Source organism: Mesorhizobium sp. CO1-1-8, from assembly GCF_020164875.1.
GTDB lineage: Bacteria > Pseudomonadota > Alphaproteobacteria > Rhizobiales > Rhizobiaceae > Mesorhizobium.
Genome location: NZ_JAIUGZ010000001.1, coordinates 309,893 through 327,085, shown reverse-complemented (window position 1 = coordinate 327,085; position 17,193 = coordinate 309,893). Strand labels below are relative to the sequence as shown.

Below are 17,193 nucleotides of genomic sequence, written 5' to 3'. Positions count from 1 at the left end.
GGCCGGACAGGTACCTTCGACTGGTCGCTGCAACGTCGCAGCAACTCTAGGGATCGAGGTCCGTTATCATCCTGTTAGGGTTAATGGCCGGTAAAGGGAGCGGCCGGCACGCGGCGCATCGGCAAGAGTTTTTGCGATTTTTGGCGGTTTTGTTTGTGACGCGCCAGTAAACCCTAACGAAAACTTACCACGATCTTAACGGCTGAGTTACCATAGTTGTTTACGGTGCGTGCTGACCCAGTATCGGAGTAGGGATGCATGTCCGTTCAGTCCGCGGCCGCAGATGTCGATGTCGATCTCAGGCAGCTCTTCGCCAGCCTGGCGAGGAATTGGCTGCGTATAGTCGTTGTCGTCCTGTTGGCAACCGGGCTGGCCTTCGCTTTCGCCTCGCTGGCAACCCGGCACTACAAGGCCGAGACGCAGGTGGAGATCGCGCCGCGCGAATCCATCTATACGCGGCCGGCCAGCAACAACAACGACACCGACAAGCCTATTCTCGACGAGCAGGGCGTCGCCACCCAGGTCCAGATCATTTCCTCCAACGAAATCCTCAAGCAGGTCTCGCAAAAGCTTGGTCTGGAAAAACTGCCCGAGTTCAATGAGGCGCTCGACATGTCGGCGCTGAGCCGCGCTCTGGTCCTGGTCGGCCTGAAAAGCGACCCGATGGAAATTCCGACGGAAGAGCGCGTGCTCAAGAAAATGCACGAGAAGCTCAATGTCTACGGCGTCGAGAAGACCCGCATCATTGCCATCGAGTTCTCATCGGAAGATCCCAAGCTCGCGGCCGCCATACCAGACGCTATCGCCGCCGCCTATATAGCGGGGCAAGGGGCAGCCAAGCTCGAATCGAACAGCGCCGCCGCCGACTTCCTGGCGCCCGAGATCGCCGACCTCCAGCGGCAGGTCAAGGATGCCGAGGCGAAGGTCGCCGCCTACCGCGCCCAGTCCGATCTTCTGATGGGTGGCAACAATTCGGTGCTGGCCACCCAGCAGCTTTCGGAACTGTCGAGCGAACTGTCGAAAGTGCGCGCCAACCGCGCCGCTGCCGAAGCGACCGCCGACGGTGTGCGCAGGGCGCTGCAGAATGGCGGTTCGCTGGATGCCGTGCCGGAGGTTCTGTCATCGGACCTGATCCAACGCTTGCGTGAGCGACAGGTCGAATTGCGCTCCAACATCGCCGATTTGTCGACGACACTGCTTGGCAATCATCCGCGCATTCGCGCGCTGAAATCGCAACTGTCCGATCTCGACGCACAGATCCGCAGCGAGGCCCAGAAGATCATGAAAGGCCTGTTGATGCAGGCAGAGACGGCAAAGGCCCGCGAGAACCAGCTTGTCGCCGACGTCAACACATTGAAAGCCGCTTCGGCGCAGGCCGGCGAACAGCAGGTAGATCTCGACGCACTGCAGCGTGACGCGACCGCCAAGCGACAGCAACTCGAACTGTACCTGACCAACTACCGCGAAGCCGCTTCGCGCCAGGACCGCAACTATCTGCCCGTCGACGCCCGGATCGCCTCGAAGGCTTCGGTTCCCTCCGAGGCCTATTTCCCGAAGGTCGGGCCGATCGTCGGCGCGGCTTTCGCCGCATCGCTGCTGATCATGGCCATCGTGACGCTTCTGCGGGAGCTGTTTTCAGGCCGCGCGATGCGGCCGGCGAGCGGTTCCCGTTTCGAACGGATCGATGAGGTCGCAATGCCCCATGTGGTGCAGACGCCGGTCTCCGAGCCATTTGTCCGCCACGAGCCTGCCATCCTGCAGGACCCCGTCATTCGTCAGGAACTGCCTGAACGTGCGGATGAAGCCGATGCGGAGCCCTATGCCGCCGCGATGCCGGCCATGGCCGAGGCGCCGGATGTGGTCGCAATGCCCGCTACGGCGGCGGCTGAGCAAAAGGCTGTCGAGCCCGAACCGGCGCGTTCCACCCTGGGCGAGATCGATATCGAGAAGGCTGCCGAAAAGCTGATCTCCAGCGGTGCGGCGCGCGCCATATTCGTCTCGCCGGAAGGCGACGAGGCGGCTGCATCCGCGATCCTGGTGGCGCGCGAGGTCGCCGACGCCGGCCTGCGCGTGCTGTTGCTGGACCTCACCGCGTCGGGGGCCGCCTCACGGCCGATGCTGGACAGCGGCCTTTTCCCGGGCATCACCAACCTGCTCGCTTCGGAAGCGCAGTTCAGTGACGTCATCCATGCCGATCTCTACTCGGACTGTCACGTCATTCCGGTCGGAACCGCCGATCCGGTTCGTGCCATGCGTGCCGCCGACCGGCTGCCGATCATCATGCAGTCGCTGACCACAGCCTACGACTTGGTCGTGGTCGAGTGCGGACCGGCCGACGCGCAAGGCATCGGCCGTCTGACCGGCGACGCCACCGAGGTCTTTCTCTCCATGCTGGAGGCCGACGATGAGGTGACGCAGGCTGCGGTCAAGCTGATCGAGAACGGCTATCCCGACCTGACGCTGGTGACGCCGCTCGGCCACGAACCGCCAGGCAATCCGGTGCCGGGACGGCGCACTGCCGCCGCCTGAGAGAGCTGCGTATCGCTTGGCGGAGCCGGTCAGCGGTTGGCCCGATCTATCCCAGTTCCAGGGTCGTTACGCCGAACACCCTTTGCAGGTCCAGTTCCGGGGCAGGACCTTTGTACATGCGCGTGGTGGTGAAGGTCGGCGCAAAGCCGGCCGCATCGAGCGCAGTTATGAAGCCGGTGTTATCGGCGGGGACGTCGATGTGCAGCTCGCCGCCCTCACAGGCACCTGCCAGTCCCTCCAGGAGTTGCAAAGCGATTTCCATGTCGTCGGCAAACAGCGGGCCGATCTTGAAGCCGGATCGACAGCGGCGCGCCACGCCAAAGCCGGTGACGCCGCGCGAACCGATTGTCGCCAGCCCATGATGCGGTTCCTGCAGCCATCGCTGCAGGAAGGCCCATCGTGGCGCCGGAAAACAATGGGCGTCATAGGCGATGACATCGGACAGAAGTTGCGTTGTAATCATCCGCAACCCATCGTCCCTGACCGTCGGGCCTGCCTTGCGCCCGGTGAAGCGGATGGTCTCGTAGGCCGGTCCGAAGCCCTTGCGCCGGTAATTGGCCTGCTGCTCGGCGACGCCGTCGAGGCCGACGGTCCGGCCTGCGAGCCTTTTCATGCCGGCGTCCCACACCGTCTTGCCGTAGCCCATGCCGCGCATGTCAGGCCGGGAGATATAGAGGCCGATGAAACCGAATTCGCTTCCATAGGCCACGGCCGAAATTGCCGCGACCATGTCGTCGCCGACAAAGGCGCCGATGAACCCTTCGGGGTCCGCCGCCTGGAGCATCGCCGGGTCTTCAAGACCTGGGTTCCAGCCTTCCTCGGCCGCCCAGTCGACGAGAAGCGCCAGTTCCTGCAGGGACAGTGTGCGGATAATCGGCTTCATGGCGCTAGCTGTCTTCCTCCGCGGGCGCTGCCTGGCCGGCGGCTTTGCGGCGCAGCACCTTGGTCAGCTTCCAGATCGTCGGGCTGTTCTTGACGAAGGCTTTCAGCCGCGCGCCTTGCCGAAGCGTCAGCGCCAGCATGCGGCCCTTCACGGTCAAGGGGACCAGCACTTCGAAATGCCGCGTTTCGATATCGCACCACAGCCGCTTGTAAGGCTCATCGCCAACCGAAAAGTCATAGACCTCGAAACCGGTCTCGCAGGCTTCCTGGATGTTGTCGAAGAACAGGAAATCGCCGGGGCTGGCGTGCCCGAGATCGTCCTCGGCGATCGCTCCGAATTCGCAGATCAGGCGTTTGCCCGAGCGGCTTGAACCGGTGATGGCGCGCAGCTTGCCGGCAACCTCGATCCCGTGCAGCACGAAGGAAGGCTTGTCCTCGGCAAGCGCCTGCATGAACAGCGCGCGGAAAAAGCCGCGTACCTGTGCGTCGCCAAAAACGTTGGCGATGCCCATTTTGCGGAAGCGGAGTTCCTTCATCTCGAAGAAGGCGTCGAGCAGCCTGTCCACCTCGTCGGGGGTGCGGGCCTCGATGCGCCGATGGCTGCCTACGGCCTCGAATTTCCGTATTTGCGACCGGTGCTTCTTGCGTTTGCGTTTGCCGCTGGCGCGCGAAAGCAGCGCATCGAAGCCGCCGGCGAGATCGACGGCCAGCGACAGATTGGGGCTGGAAAAATGGTCAAGCGATGCGAGCGGATTGGCGACGCCGTCGAGATCGGGCAGCAACCGCTCGAGCGCGACCAGATCGATGTCCGAGCGTGCCTTGGCGATGGCCGCCAGCACCGATTGGAGGGCCGGTATATCCGGCTTGGCCAGCCAGTTCGGGTCTGCGGCGACGAAGTTGCCGTTGGCGTGGCGGCCGCCCATGAAGCGGGCGACGCGGAACGGACCGCTGGCGGTGACCTCCAGTGCCAGCGAAAAAACCGGCTTGCCTTCGGCGCTCAGCGTCGCGACGAGCAAATCCGATTCGACCTGTCCGACCCAGTTCAGGATCCAAGAGGCACTCTGCGCCGGCGCATACAGCGCCGAGCGGCAGAACTCGGCATAGGCCGCGAGCCCTTCCGCGGACGCCACTGAAATCGATAGGCCGGCGTGGTCCCGGGGCAAGGCGCGCGCCGTATCGGTCGCCGCACGCCGATTGCCGTCAAATGACGCTGTTGCGTCAACCATACCTCAATCCTTAGGGCGTATTGATCGCGATTTGGGGGTTCGCATAGGCGCGTTCCGTGCTTGGATCAGCCTAGGCGCAAAAGGTGAATGAATGATCGACGGCGGGGAGGCAATCCGGAAACTGGCGCTCAACGTCGCCCGCTACACCGGCCTCGCACCGCTGGCCAAGCCGTTTATCGGCGGCATTGGCGCCATCCTGATGCTGCACCGTGTTACCGCGACGCCGGAACGGCCCGACAGCGTCAACCGGCATCTGAATATCGCGCCCGGTTTCCTCGATGCCATGATCGCCGACATGAAGGCGCATGGCTATGCCTTTGTCCCCATGGACGAAGCCGTCGAGCGCATCAAGGCGGGCGGCAAGGGCGGTCAGTTTGCCACGATCACCGCCGACGATGCCTATCGTGACAACATGGTCGAGGCGCTGCCGGTGCTGGAGAAGCACAGCGCCCCGATCACCATCTATGTCGCGCCCGGGCTGATCAACGGCACAGCCGATCTGTGGTGGGACGTTGTTGAGGACATCGTCAACGCGCGCGATACCCTGACGCTGACGCGGCCGAATGGTCCGCTGACGATCGATTGCTCGACCCCCGCGAAGAAGCTGCAGGCCAATGCACGCCTGCACGCCTATCTCACCGCCGAAATCCGCGAGGAGGACCTGCAGGCCGTGTTGCGTGACCTGGCTTGCGCAAACGGCATCGACTCCGACGGCCCACGCTTGCGCACATTGATGAACTGGGAGGAAATCCGCCGCATCGCCGCGCATCCGTTGGTGACGATCGGCGCCCATACGATCAACCACAGCAATCTGAAGCGGCTCTCCGAAGCCGATGCACGGCGTGAGGTAGGTGACGTGCGCGCCATGTTGCGGGCCGAACTGGACGAAGAGCCCCGCCATTTTGCTTACCCCTATGGCTATGCCAGTGCCGTCGGCTGCCGCGAAGTGGGCTTTGCCCGCGACGCCGGCTACACCTCCGCGGTGACGACACGCCACGGTGTGCTGCGCGCCGAGCATGCCGGGTTCCTGCATGCCTTGCCGCGCATTTCCGTCAACGGCCGCTACCAGAGCCTCGCCCACATCCGTACCATGCTGTCTGGCGTGACGACTCCGCTCGCCAATGCCGGCAAGATGGTCGTCACCATCTGACGCTGGCGGTTTCGCCTATCGCTTGGCCCTCGGCTCCAGCATCAGCCATTTGATGATGCCCATTGCCGGCAGCACCCAGAGCAGGCCGCTCAGCAGGAAGAAAAGGAAATGCACCCACGGACCCGACTCCGACAGCCGGGCGACCGCGAAGATCGATGCGACCAGCGCATAGATGATGACCAGCGCCACCAGCAGAAACATTCCGATCAGCTTTTTCAGGCGCAGGGGCATGGTTGGTCTCCTGATCGAGCATGCCGGAATTTGCACAGGCGGCCTGCAGGCTCAAAGGGGTATTGGCTTCGCATAGGCCTTGAGGCGAGACTGTGCAACCGGTGAGACGCGGCGCGACGGCGTGCCGCGTCGTATGGTCTTGCCAGCACGGGTGCGATGGTCCACCAATCCGCCAAACCAACTTGCCGGGACAAGACCATGGCTGCCATATCAGCTGCCGCGCCATTCGTGGCCCGCGAGCGCGACCTTCATAACCGGGCGCTCCTGCGCGGCTGGCTCTATGGGGTGCTTCTGGTGCTGTTTGCGCTGGTACTGGTCGGCGGGGCCACCAGGCTCACCGATTCCGGCCTCTCGATTACGCAGTGGAAACCGATCCATGGTGTGATCCCGCCGCTCAACGATGCCGAGTGGCAAGAGGAATTCCAGCTGTACCAGCAGATTCCGCAATATGCCGAGCTCAACAAGGGCATGAGCATCGAGGCGTTTAAGTCGATCTTCTGGTGGGAATGGGCGCACCGCATCCTGGCGCGCAGCGTCGGTCTGGTCTTTGCCTTGCCGCTGCTGTTCTTCTGGGCGACGCGCCGCATCGAGCGGGGCCTGGGGCCGAAACTCGTGGGCATTCTCCTCCTCGGCGGCCTGCAGGGCGCCATCGGCTGGTGGATGGTGGCTTCCGGCCTGGTCGACCGGGTTTCCGTCAGCCAGTACCGGCTGGCGACCCACCTGACGCTTGCCGCGCTGATCTTCACCGCCACCATGGTGGTCGCGCGAGGGTTGGCACCGCATTCCGACCCTGCCGCCGATAGGTCGACGCAGAGGCTGGCCGGCTTCATCGTGCTGCTGGCGCTGATCCAGATCTATCTCGGCGGCCTGGTCGCCGGGCTCGACGCGGGCCTGAGCTACAACACCTGGCCGTTGATGGACGGCAAGATCATTCCGGGCGATCTGCTGATCCTCGAGCCGGCATGGCGCAACTTCTTTGAAAGCCCAAAGACGGTGCAGTTCGTCCACCGGCTCGGCGCCTACACGGTGTTCATCGTGGCGTTGTGGCACATGATCGCCACGCGCCGGCGGCTGCCAGGCTCGACGCATGCGCGGCGCGCGACGCTGCTGTTTCTACTGGTGCTGGTGCAGGCGTCGATCGGCATCGGCACGCTGCTGATGCATGTGCCGCTGCACATGGCGCTGACCCATCAGGGATTTGCGCTGATCGTGCTGGGCTTTGCCGCAGCCCATTGGCGCGGCACCAAGGGAGCCTATCCCTTGCCGACGGGAATAGCGCTCAGGGGCTGATCCCGAGCTGATCTACTGGATCGAATCAGAAGCTTGCCCGCACCGCCCGGATCGCCTTGACGATCGACAATTCGCGATTCTCCTCGACCGCATTGTCGTCCTCATGATGCCAGGACGCCGACAGGCACCCATAGGCAATGGCATGATCGAGGATAGCGGTCGGCGTCTGGCCCAGAGTGTGGGCAAAGACTTCGGCCATATGCGCGATTCGCTCAGGGTCGAGGCAGAGATCGTCCCGGTCGAGCGGGTTGTAGAGCATGTTCGCGGCATCGAAGCCGGGATCGCCGAGCACGCCCTTTGGATCGATCGCCAGCCAGCCGCGCGGCCCGTGCAGGATGTTTTCGTGATGCAGGTCACCATGCAGGGGCCTGACATCGTACGGATCGGCCAGCAGCCGCTCGGCGATGATGGCTGCTTCGACATAGAGGCTGTCACGGCCCGCGTCGCGATCGGTCGCGGCCTTCTTGAACAGGCTTGAAAAACGCTCCCCGAGCGGCTGAAGCTCGGGCGGGAAGGGGTCTTTCGACGGCGAAAACAGCTTTGCCATCACCTCCGCCGCGATTGCGGTGGCGGCATTGTCGCCCTGTTCGTCGAGAACCTGCTGCAGCAGGGTTTCACCGGCATATTCGAGCAGCATGCTGTGGCCGTCGCGGCCGAGCAGGCGCACCGCGCCTTCGCCCCGCCGCCAGGCGAGATAATGCTCGCCGCGCAACTCGTCCGCGACGTCATCGAACGGCTTGAGCGCCTTGACGATTGCCGGCAAGCCATCGTCGCGGAAGACCTTCCAGATGCGGCTCGAAAAGGTCTCGGCAATGAGTTCGGGCGCGCCGACCTTCCAGCGCGCCGGGAAGGCTGGCGTGTCCATCAGAGGCCGAGCATCAGGTCCATGTTCTGGACGGCGGCACCCGAGGCGCCTTTGCCGAGATTGTCGTAGACCGCCAGCAGCAGGGCCTGCGCCCGTTTGTCGTTGGCGAAGACGTAAACCTTCATCCGGTTGGTGCCGTTGTAGATCTCCGGATCGATCTCCGGCATGCGCTCCGAATGCGCATAGGGCGCCACCTCGACCACGCCGCCCTTGATGGCGGCGAAATGGTCGGCAATCGCCGCATGCAGCTCCGCACCGGTCGGCACATGGTCGAGGCCGCCGAGCTGCAACGGCACGACTGTGATCATGCCTTGCGCGAAGTTGCCGACCGCCGGCTGCATGATCGGATCATGCGACAGCCTTGCATAGGCCCTCAATTCCGGCACGTGCTTGTGCTGCAGGGTGAGGCCGTAGGGCAGGAATTCCGAGGCGTCCTCGCCCTTGGCGACATAGTCCTCGATCATCGGCCGTCCGCCGCCCGAATAGCCCGAAATGCCATTGACGGTGATCGGGAAATCCGCCGGCAGCAGGCCTGATGTGACCAGCGGCCGCAGCGTGGCGATCGGTCCCTGCGGCCAGCAGCCGGGGTTGGCGACGCGCTTTGCCGAAGCGATCGTCTTCGCCTGCGTCTTGTCCATCTCGGCGAAACCATACGCCCAGCCCTCGGCCACACGATGCGCGGTCGATGCATCGATGACCTTGGTGGTGTCGTTGGCGATCAGCGAGACGCTTTCCTTCGCCGCATCGTCGGGCAGGCACAGGATCGCGACATCGGCGGCATTGAGGAACTCGGCGCGCGCAGCCGTTTCCTTGCGGCGCTCGGCGGGAACCGAGATGATTTCCAGGTCGCCGCGCTCGGCAAGCAGCGCCCGGATCTGCAGGCCGGTGGTGCCGTGTTCGCCGTCGATGAAGATTTTCGGTTTCATGGATTGATCAAATTCCCTGATATTCTAGGACTATATGCCGTTACCGTGATTCACTGCGGCACCATTGTGGTTGCCGTTATTCAGCTCTTCGAGCCGTGCCTTTCGCTCCGCCAGCAGGCCGAGATATTGCATGGCCACCATCGAGCCGGCGATCGCCGTTATATCGGCGTGATCATAGGCCGGCGCAACCTCTACGACATCGGCGCCGACAATATCGATCTGGTTGAGCTGGCGCAGCGTCGACAGGATCTTCGCCGAGGACGGACCGCCGGCGACCGGCGTGCCGGTTCCCGGCGCATAGGCCGGATCGAGGCAGTCGATGTCGAAAGTGAGATAGGTCTTCTTGCCGCCGGTGCGGTCGACGATGGCGTAGGCGATATCGGACGCCCGCATCTCCTCGATTTCATGGCCGTAGAGGATCTTGATGCCGAACGTGTCGGGCGCATGGGTGCGGATGCCGATCTGGATCGAACGATCGGGATCGATGATGCCTTCCTTGACGGCGCGGCCGACGAAGGAGCCGTGGTCGATGCGCTTGCCGTCGTCCGGCCAGGTGTCCTGATGCGCATCGAACTGCACCAGGGCGAGCGGACCGTGGATGGCGGCATGCGCCTTGAGCAGCGGCCAGGTGACGAAATGGTCGCCGCCGAGCGTCAGCAGGAAGGCGCCCGACTTCAAGATCTTGGCGGCTTCGCGCTCGATCGTGCCGGGTGTCTTCTGGTGGTTGCCCGAATCGAGCAGGCAATCGCCATAGTCGACGACCGCCAGATGCTCGAACAGATCGCGTGAAAACGGATATTGCGGGTCGTTGTCGAGGATCGCCGAGGCGCGGCGAATCGCCTGCGGCCCGAAACGAGCGCCTGGCCGGTTGGTGACGGCGGCGTCGAAGGGGATACCCCACACCACCGCGTCCGCGCCCTTCACGTCCTTGGTGTATTTGCGCCGCATGAACGACAGCGCGCCGGAATAGGTCGGCTCGAACGCGGCGCCCGTTTTGGAACGGGCGGTGAAGGCGTTGTCGATGTTGTTGTTCGCCATTACGGATCCTCGTTTTTCATCGGGGTGCAACCCCTACAGAACCGGCACGGAAGATGCCAGTCACAGCTTGGGGAAACGAAACGGCGCTGCCCGAGTGCCACGGCAAGACAGGATTGTATCATCATGACGCAGACCGCGTTTCTTAACCCCACCCGTGGCGCGGCGTCGACCCACACCGGTACGATCGCGGGTGAACGCTTCCTGGTTCTCGATTCGTGGCGCGGCATTTGCGCGCTTCTGGTGGCACTGTTTCACTTCCCGACCGGTTCGGCGATTTCGCAAAGCGCCTTCATCGGTTCGTCCTACCTCTTCGTCGATTTCTTCTTCGTTCTGTCCGGCTTCGTCATTGCCAGCAGCTACGGCGATAGGCTGAACCAGCCGGAACAGGTCGCGCGCTTCGCACTGGTCCGTTTCGGCCGCATCTACCCGCTGCATCTGCTCATGCTTGCCGCCTTTGCCGGCTTCGAGCTGCTGCGGCTGATGCTGCCGCAATTGCACGGCACCGGGGCTGCTCCCTTCACCGGTGGCTTCGATCTCCACAGCCTGCTTGCCAATCTTCTGCTGCTGCAAGGTGTCGGCTTCGAGGATCAATTGACCTGGAATGCGCCAAGCTGGAGCATTTCGGCGGAGTTCTTCGCCTATCTCCTGTTTGCCGGCGTGGTCTTCGTCGCCGGCGCGCGCGCCTGGATATGGTTCGTCGCCGCCGCCGTCACCGCGCCGCTGTTCCTGCTCGGCTTCTCGACCCATCATATGGATGTGTCCTTCGATTTCGGTTTCATCCGCTGCCTGTACGGCTTCTCGCTCGGCGCCTTGTTGGCCTGGTTTCAGCATGATTCCATTGCAGGGGCGCGACAGGCCCTCGCCAGAAGCGGCCCACGCATGGACTGGACCCTTGCCGAGATCGTCATGGTGGCCGTCATCGTGCTTTTCGTCTCGCTGGCCGGCGACAATGATTTTGGCATCGCGGCCCCGCTGGTGTTCGCGCTGGCGCTGTTTCTGTTCGCTCATGAGGGCGGCTGGATCAGCGCCTTGCTGAGAGCCCCATTCATGCTGACGCTCGGCGCGCTGTCCTATTCGATCTACATGGTCCACATCTTCGTCCAGGCGCGCCTGATCAACGTCGCCGGGCTCGTCGAGCGCAAGCTTGGCCTCGGCCTGATCGGCGATTTCATGCTGCGCGGCCAGCCTGCCACCGGCTTCGCTGCCGGCTGGATGGGAGCGGCGGCGATCATTGTCATGCTCGCCGCCACCATTGCCGCCTCCTGGATCACCTGGCGTTTCGTCGAGATGCCGGCCATGGCGTGGTTCCGCAGGCTCTCGAAACGCATCTGACGTACCTGCTGCGAGTATTCCGCTAGCCGGCTTCGTTCACCCAGATGTCACGGGCATCGCCTATCCGGGTGTCGATCCGGCAAGGAGCGATTCTCGATGCGGACCCTTTGGCTGAGTCTTCTGCTTTACACGGCCCAGGCAGCCGCCTCTGGCCAGGCCTTTGCCGGCGAGACCCGCGCCAGACAGATCCTCGACCGCTTTGAGTATGCCAACCAGTGGCGCGACCACGTCATGGTGGCAGCGCATCGCGCCGGCAGCATGCAGCTCGGCAAGACGCTCTATGCGGAAAATTCGATTGCCGCTGTCGAAGGCTCGATCGCCATGGGCGCCGAAATCGTCGAGGTCGACATCAGGCGCTCGAAGGACGGCGAGTTCGTCGTTATGCATGACAGTTGGCTCGACCGCACCACGACCTGCAAGGGCGAGGTGGTCAAATACACACTGGGCGAACTGAGGAAATGCCGGCTGGTGGTCGAGGGCACCGGTGCGGTGACAGGTGAAACAGTCTCGACGCTGCGCGAGATGCTGACGGCGACCAGGGACAGGATCCTCATCAACCTCGACAACAAGCTCGACGTCGGCGACCTCTCGGGCATGATCGCGGTCGCTCGCGATCTCGGCATGGCCGAACAGGTCATCGTCAAGGAGAACCTTTGGAACCAGAACCGGATCATCACGGTCAAGGCCGCCATGGATGTCATCGGCGGCGGCTTCCAGTTCATGCCGATCATCGCCGATGACGCGGTGCGTGATGCCGGCTTCGCCGAGGCGGTCGACCATGCCTTCTCGCCGCGTGCGATCGAGCTGATCAACTGGCAGGCAGGCTCCGAGACGCTGACCGAGACCGGCGGACCACTGTTCAGCACGCGCATGCGCGCGGCCGCGGTGCGGGGCAACTGGCACATCTGGGCCGACACCTACGCCATCATTGGCAAGCCGGGCGGCTTCCTCGCCGGCGGCCGCGGTGACGAACTGGCCGTGCAGGCCAGCCTGCCGCGCGAAGCCTGGGGTTTCTGGGCCGATCGCGGCGCCACCATCATCCAGACCGACGAGCCGAAGGCGGCCATCGACTGGCTGGCGGCGCATGATTTTCGCATGCCTTATGCGAACGAGGCGCGGCCGGCTGAGCCGGCGAATACGGCGAGTATCAATTAGCAATCCGATGATGGCGCAGTCACGCCACCTTGGAACGCCGGTGACTGTCGAGCCCTAAAAAGGCCGTCCGAAGACTGCCTTAGCTTCCATAGCCGCATGCAGGTCCTGCGCCTCAAGCCGCCATCGCATCCAACTCCCCCAGCGCACCCTCCGAAAGCTCCAGTTCGCCCGCCGCTAGGTTTTCCCTGAGATGCCCGACCGACGATGTGCCGGGGATCAGCAGGATATTGGGCGCGCGGCGCAGCAGCCAGGCGAGCGCCACCTGCATGGGGGTGGCGCCGAGGCGCGCTGCGACGTCCGACAGGGTGGAGGATTGCAGCGGATTGAAGCCGCCGAGCGGGAAGAACGGCACATAGGCAATGCCGTCGCGGGCAAGGTTGTCGATCAGCGCGTCGTCGCCGCGATGCGCCAGATTGTATTGGTTCTGCACGCAGACGATCTCGGCGATCCGGCGTCCTTGCGCGATCTGCGCCGACGTCACGTTGCTCAGCCCGATGTGCCTGACCAGGCCCTGTTGTTGAAGCCCGGCCAGCACGGTCAGCGGCGCTTCGATCGATCCCTCGGCTGGACCATGGGTATCGAACATGATGCGCAAATTGACCACATCGAGCACCTCGAGGCCGAGATTGTCCAGATTGTCGTGCACAGCCTGGGTCAAGGCTTCGGGAGAGAAGGCCGGCAGCCACGATCCATCTGAGCCGCGCCGGGCGCCGATCTTGGTGACGATGACGAGATCGTCCTTGTAGGGCGCCAGCGCTTCGCGGATCAGCTGGTTGGTGACGTGCGGACCGTAGAAGTCGCTGGTATCGATGTGGTCGATCCCCTGCGCAACGGCCTCGCGCAACACGGCCAATGCCGCGTCATGGTTTTTGGGCGGCCCGAACACACCGGGACCGGCAAGCTGCATGGCACCGTAGCCAAGCCGCTTCACGGTGTGGCTGCCAAGCTTGAAGGTGGCGGGGGTGAAGGTGCCGGCCTGTTGAATATTGGACATGATTGATCTCCTTTGAGGAGCCAGAGATAGGCGCTGCCCAACCTCGTGATAATCCGGTACAATCCACACAGGCCGTGCGGAATAGCGAACAATGATGGACCTCAGTGATCTGAACGCTTTCGTGGCAGTGGCGCGCGCCGGCGGCTTTCGCGATGGCGCGCGTGCCAGTGGCGGCAGCGCATCGGGCTTGAGCGAGGCGGTGCGTCGCCTCGAGGCACAGCTTGGTGTCAGGTTGTTCAATCGCACGACGCGCAGCGTTGTTCCGACCGAGGCGGGCCTTAGCCTTCTGGAGCGGCTCGGCCCGGCGCTGTCGGAGGTGGAGGCGGCACTGGACGTGGTGAACGGCTTTCGCGACAGGCCGGCGGGCTCGTTGCGTCTCAATGTGCCGGTTAGTGCTGCTCGGCTGATATTGCCCGACATCGTCCCGGGTTTTCTGGCCGCTTATCCCGGTATCAGGCTGGAGGTGATCGCCGACGAGAACTTCGTCGACGTGCTGGCGGCCGGCTGCGATGCGGGCATCCGCTACGACGAACGGCTGGAACAGGACATGATCGCAGTGCCGATCGGACCGCGCGTGCAGCATTTCGCCGCCGCCGCCAGCCCTGCCTATCTTGCTCGCCATGGGCGCCCGGAACACCCGAGCGACCTGCTTTGCCATTCCTGCGTGCGCGGACGCTTTGCCAGCGGTGCGATGTTGCCATGGGAATTCGAGCGCGACGGCGAGGTGGTGCGGGTGGATCCGACGGGGCCATTGATCGTGCGGATCGGCGGTGCAACCGATCTGGCCGTCGACGCGGCCATCGCCGGCACCGGCATCATCGGCCTCTTCGAGGGCTGGCTTCGCCCTTACTTCGACAGCGGTGCGCTTGAGCCGGTGCTCGAACCGTGGTGGCAGAGTTTTCCCGGACCGTTTCTCTATTATCCCGGCCGGCGTCTGGTGCCGGCTCCGCTGCGGGCGTTCATCGACTATATCAAGGGCGGCAAGGCCTGACCTGTTTTATGCCGGCGCCATTACCCCACCCGGCGCTGCGCGCCGACCTCCCCAGCAAGGGGAGGTAGGGCGTCGCGCTCTTCTACCTCCCTTCGATGGGGAGATCGCGCCGCAGGCGCGGGTGGGGTGACTGCCGAGCCGCAAACAAAAAGGCCGCCCGGAGGCGGCCTTTTCGACTGTCTGAAGCTGCGAAGTGCTTAGCGCTTCGAGAACTGGAACGAACGACGGGCCTTCGCCTTGCCGTACTTCTTGCGCTCGACGACGCGGCTGTCGCGGGTCAGGAAGCCACCCTTCTTGAGCACGGCGCGCAGCGTCGGCTCGTAGTAGGTCAGCGCCTTGGAGATGCCGTGGCGCACGGCGCCCGCCTGGCCGGAGAGACCGCCGCCGACGACCGTCGCGACGATGTCGTACTGGCCGGCGCGGTTGGAGGCGATGATCGGCTGGTTGAGGATCATCTGCAGGACTGGACGCGCGAAATAGGTCGCGAATTCCTTGTCGTTGACGATGATCTTGCCGGAACCCGGCTTCACCCAGACACGCGCAATGGCGTTCTTGCGCTTGCCGGTGGCATAGGCGCGGCCCGACTTGTCGAGCTTCTGGACGTGGACAGGGGCTGCCGGCTGGGTATTGGTGTTGCCGGTGGCGGCGCCCAGTTCTGCGAGCGAGGAAAGCTCAGCCATCTTATGCGACCTTCTTGTTCTTGGCGTTCAGCTTGGCCACGTCGAGCACGACGGGCTGCTGGGCGACATGCGGATGCTCGGCGCCTGCGTAGACGCGCAGGTTCTTCATCTGGCGACGGCCGAGCGGACCACGCGGGACCATGCGCTCAACGGCCTTCTCGACGACACGCTCGGGGAAACGACCCTCGAGCAGCTGGCGCGCGGTGCGCTCCTTGATGCCGCCTGGGTGGCCGGTGTGCCAGTAATAGACCTTGTCGGTGAACTTCTTGCCGGTGAACACCACCTTGTCGGCATTGATGACGATGACGTTGTCGCCGTCGTCGACATGCGGGGTGAAGGTCGGCTTGTGCTTGCCGCGAAGATGATTGGCGATGACAGTGGCCAGGCGACCGACGACGAGACCTTCGGCGTCGATCAGGATCCACTTCTTCACCACATCCGCAGGCTTCTGCGAAAAGGTTGTCATGTTTTCTGCTCTCGGTTCTGACCTTCATAAGAGAAGGCGTTTCTTGTTGCTTGGATTGGCGAAAGGCGCTTGCCCGCCGCCAATAACAAAACGGCGGCCTTTGCGGGCCGCTGCTTCGTGAGGGGCTTATAGGGGAGGGTGGTGATCGCGTCAAGGCGCGCGAGAAAGCGGACGGCGAGCAAAGTTCATTGAAAACAATGCTTTAGATAAAAGGTATTATTTTACCACACCGATCCACGGCAGCTTATCTTGGGCAGTCTCAGTGCTTGGCCTCGATTTCCCGGCGTGCGGCGCTCGAAAGAAACGCTGATCGCGTAATGCCGCGTTCGCGGGCGGCGGCGTCGATCGCCCGCAAGACACCACGCTCGAAAGTGACGTTCGCCCTGACAACGGCACTGTCATTGTCGATAAGCGGCACGGAGACCAGATAGCCACCTTCGGCAAGTGCGTCGCGTATGTCGGGCAGGGCCACAATTGCTTCGTGGCTGGACGGTTCGGGAACGGGCATGTCCTCTGCCCACAACTGCAAGGCCTCAACGGCATTGGGCACGATGTCTTCCGCTACGTCCGCAGCCGAAAAGCAGCCGGGAATGTCTGGAAAGCGGATACCGAATGCGCTCTCGGGATCTTTGTCGACCAAGGCGAAATAGTTCTTCATTACGGTCTCCGGGGCGCTCGGCCTATTTGATCCAACCAGCTTGCTTGCCGATCGCGCGAGCAGTGCCAGTTGGCAGATCCTTCTCGGGATGCGGAACAATCAACACAATCCCGCCCTTCCGGAATTTGTGGTGCGAGCCGAGCACGGAAATCAACTCGAACCCGTCCTCCTTGAGACGCTTTACGATCTTACGGCTGTCACGTTCGAGAAAAAGTCACCTGTGCGCATATATATACACATCGAACGAAAGTTCAATCGTTAGGATGGCTTCGGCGGGATCGAATAGGTGCCGGTGGCGTGCGCCACCGTGTGTCCGTCCGGGCCGGCGACGATGTCGATGTCGAACACCATCAGGCTCTTTCCGAGCTTCAGGATGCGGCAATGGCCGTCGATCGGCCCGGCCTCGGCCTTGCGCACAAAATTGATGTCGAGGTTGACGGTGACCGAAAGCGCATCCGGCCCGGCATGACTGAGCACACAGACATAACCGCCGATGTCGGCCAGCGTGAACAGCGACGGGCCGGATACGGTGCCGCCGGGACGCAGGTGCCGCTCGCCGGCATTGAGCCGCACGGTGCAGCCGCCAGGGAACACGTCGATCGCCTCGAAATATTTGAACTGCTCATTGAGCTGCGGATAGACGGTCTCCATCAGCGCGTTGACTTGTTGCGCGGTCAGCACCGGCTTCAAATTGGTCTGGGCGGGCATGTCGGTCTCTCATTTTGTGCGTAGCTGTATGGGCGCGGCGCGGCATTTCTGACAACCTTCGTCCCCTGGTGC

Annotated in this window: 18 protein-coding genes; 6 read left to right on the top strand and 12 right to left on the bottom strand. The window is 63.3% G+C overall.

Annotation, left to right across the window (positions count from 1 at the left end):
- The first annotated feature begins 258 nt into the window (after positions 1–258).
- On the top strand, positions 259–2,529 hold the full coding sequence (locus LB558_RS01670) for a GumC family protein (RefSeq protein WP_224695873.1): 2,271 nt from the start codon (positions 259–261) through the stop codon (positions 2,527–2,529).
- 46 nt (positions 2,530–2,575) lie between these two features.
- Here LB558_RS01670 and LB558_RS01665 read toward each other — a convergent pair whose 3' ends face one another.
- Both LB558_RS01665 and LB558_RS01660 read right to left on the bottom strand, forming a co-directional pair.
- A complete protein-coding gene (locus tag LB558_RS01665; protein ID WP_224695872.1) occupies positions 2,576–3,412 on the bottom strand; it encodes a GNAT family N-acetyltransferase in 837 nt (278 codons plus the stop codon).
- Positions 3,413–3,416: 4 nt separating this feature from the next.
- Entirely contained in the window at positions 3,417–4,637 is a 1,221-nt protein-coding gene (locus tag LB558_RS01660) for a GNAT family N-acetyltransferase (RefSeq protein ID WP_224695871.1), read from the bottom strand.
- A gap of 91 nt (positions 4,638–4,728) precedes the next feature.
- Here LB558_RS01660 and LB558_RS01655 point away from each other — a divergent pair, with 91 nt between their 5' ends.
- Positions 4,729–5,787: a polysaccharide deacetylase family protein gene (locus LB558_RS01655; RefSeq protein WP_224695870.1), complete on the top strand. Its 1,059-nt coding sequence runs from the start codon at positions 4,729–4,731 to the stop codon at positions 5,785–5,787.
- Between the two features lie 15 nt (positions 5,788–5,802).
- Here the strand turns inward: LB558_RS01655 and LB558_RS01650 are convergent, their stop codons facing one another.
- Positions 5,803–6,018 (bottom strand): DUF2842 domain-containing protein, encoded by a 216-nt coding sequence (locus tag LB558_RS01650; RefSeq protein ID WP_013532215.1) that lies wholly within the window; start codon positions 6,016–6,018, stop codon positions 5,803–5,805.
- 198 nt (positions 6,019–6,216) lie between these two features.
- Here LB558_RS01650 and LB558_RS01645 point away from each other — a divergent pair, with 198 nt between their 5' ends.
- Complete coding sequence (locus tag LB558_RS01645; RefSeq protein ID WP_224695868.1) at positions 6,217–7,308, top strand: COX15/CtaA family protein; 1,092 nt, start codon at positions 6,217–6,219, stop codon at positions 7,306–7,308.
- A gap of 25 nt (positions 7,309–7,333) precedes the next feature.
- Here the strand turns inward: LB558_RS01645 and LB558_RS01640 are convergent, their stop codons facing one another.
- The 3 genes from LB558_RS01640 to speB are packed head-to-tail and all read right to left on the bottom strand — an operon-like array spanning position 7,334 to position 10,137.
- Positions 7,334–8,176, bottom strand: a complete 843-nt coding sequence (locus tag LB558_RS01640; protein ID WP_224696214.1) for an aminoglycoside phosphotransferase family protein — start codon at positions 8,174–8,176, stop codon at positions 7,334–7,336.
- Positions 8,173–9,099, bottom strand: a complete 927-nt coding sequence (gene argC, locus LB558_RS01635) for an N-acetyl-gamma-glutamyl-phosphate reductase (protein WP_224695866.1) — start codon at positions 9,097–9,099, stop codon at positions 8,173–8,175. Before argC ends, LB558_RS01640 begins: the two co-directional genes overlap by 4 nt.
- A 30-nt stretch (positions 9,100–9,129) precedes the next feature.
- Positions 9,130–10,137: an agmatinase gene (gene speB, locus LB558_RS01630; protein ID WP_224695864.1), complete on the bottom strand. Its 1,008-nt coding sequence runs from the start codon at positions 10,135–10,137 to the stop codon at positions 9,130–9,132.
- A gap of 123 nt (positions 10,138–10,260) precedes the next feature.
- On the opposite strand from speB, the gene LB558_RS01625 reads away from it, so the two are divergent.
- Positions 10,261–11,469: an acyltransferase family protein gene (locus tag LB558_RS01625; protein ID WP_224695863.1), complete on the top strand. Its 1,209-nt coding sequence runs from the start codon at positions 10,261–10,263 to the stop codon at positions 11,467–11,469.
- 96 nt (positions 11,470–11,565) lie between these two features.
- Positions 11,566–12,624: a glycerophosphodiester phosphodiesterase family protein gene (locus tag LB558_RS01620; protein WP_224695861.1), complete on the top strand. Its 1,059-nt coding sequence runs from the start codon at positions 11,566–11,568 to the stop codon at positions 12,622–12,624.
- 112 nt (positions 12,625–12,736) lie between these two features.
- Here LB558_RS01620 and LB558_RS01615 read toward each other — a convergent pair whose 3' ends face one another.
- Positions 12,737–13,618 (bottom strand): aldo/keto reductase family oxidoreductase, encoded by an 882-nt coding sequence (locus LB558_RS01615; protein WP_224695859.1) that lies wholly within the window; start codon positions 13,616–13,618, stop codon positions 12,737–12,739.
- A gap of 91 nt (positions 13,619–13,709) precedes the next feature.
- Here LB558_RS01615 and LB558_RS01610 point away from each other — a divergent pair, with 91 nt between their 5' ends.
- The gene (locus LB558_RS01610) at positions 13,710–14,609 is read left to right on the top strand and encodes a LysR substrate-binding domain-containing protein (protein ID WP_224695858.1); all 900 of its coding nucleotides are present in this window, start codon (positions 13,710–13,712) and stop codon (positions 14,607–14,609) included.
- A 197-nt stretch (positions 14,610–14,806) separates the two neighbouring features.
- On the opposite strand, the gene rpsI is transcribed toward LB558_RS01610, so the two are convergent.
- The 5 genes from rpsI to LB558_RS01585 form a co-directional block, all read right to left on the bottom strand.
- The gene (rpsI, locus tag LB558_RS01605; RefSeq protein ID WP_023810272.1) at positions 14,807–15,289 is read right to left on the bottom strand and encodes a 30S ribosomal protein S9; all 483 of its coding nucleotides are present in this window, start codon (positions 15,287–15,289) and stop codon (positions 14,807–14,809) included.
- A gap of 1 nt (position 15,290) precedes the next feature.
- Positions 15,291–15,755, bottom strand: coding sequence for a 50S ribosomal protein L13 (rplM, locus tag LB558_RS01600; RefSeq protein WP_013532205.1), 465 nt, complete (start codon positions 15,753–15,755; stop codon positions 15,291–15,293).
- A gap of 259 nt (positions 15,756–16,014) precedes the next feature.
- A complete protein-coding gene (locus LB558_RS01595; RefSeq protein WP_224695857.1) occupies positions 16,015–16,413 on the bottom strand; it encodes a type II toxin-antitoxin system HicB family antitoxin in 399 nt (132 codons plus the stop codon).
- A gap of 22 nt (positions 16,414–16,435) precedes the next feature.
- The gene (locus LB558_RS01590; protein WP_224696213.1) at positions 16,436–16,600 is read right to left on the bottom strand and encodes a type II toxin-antitoxin system HicA family toxin; all 165 of its coding nucleotides are present in this window, start codon (positions 16,598–16,600) and stop codon (positions 16,436–16,438) included.
- 71 nt (positions 16,601–16,671) lie between these two features.
- Positions 16,672–17,121, bottom strand: coding sequence for a PaaI family thioesterase (locus tag LB558_RS01585; RefSeq protein ID WP_224695855.1), 450 nt, complete (start codon positions 17,119–17,121; stop codon positions 16,672–16,674).
- Between the last annotated feature and the right edge of the window lie 72 nt (positions 17,122–17,193).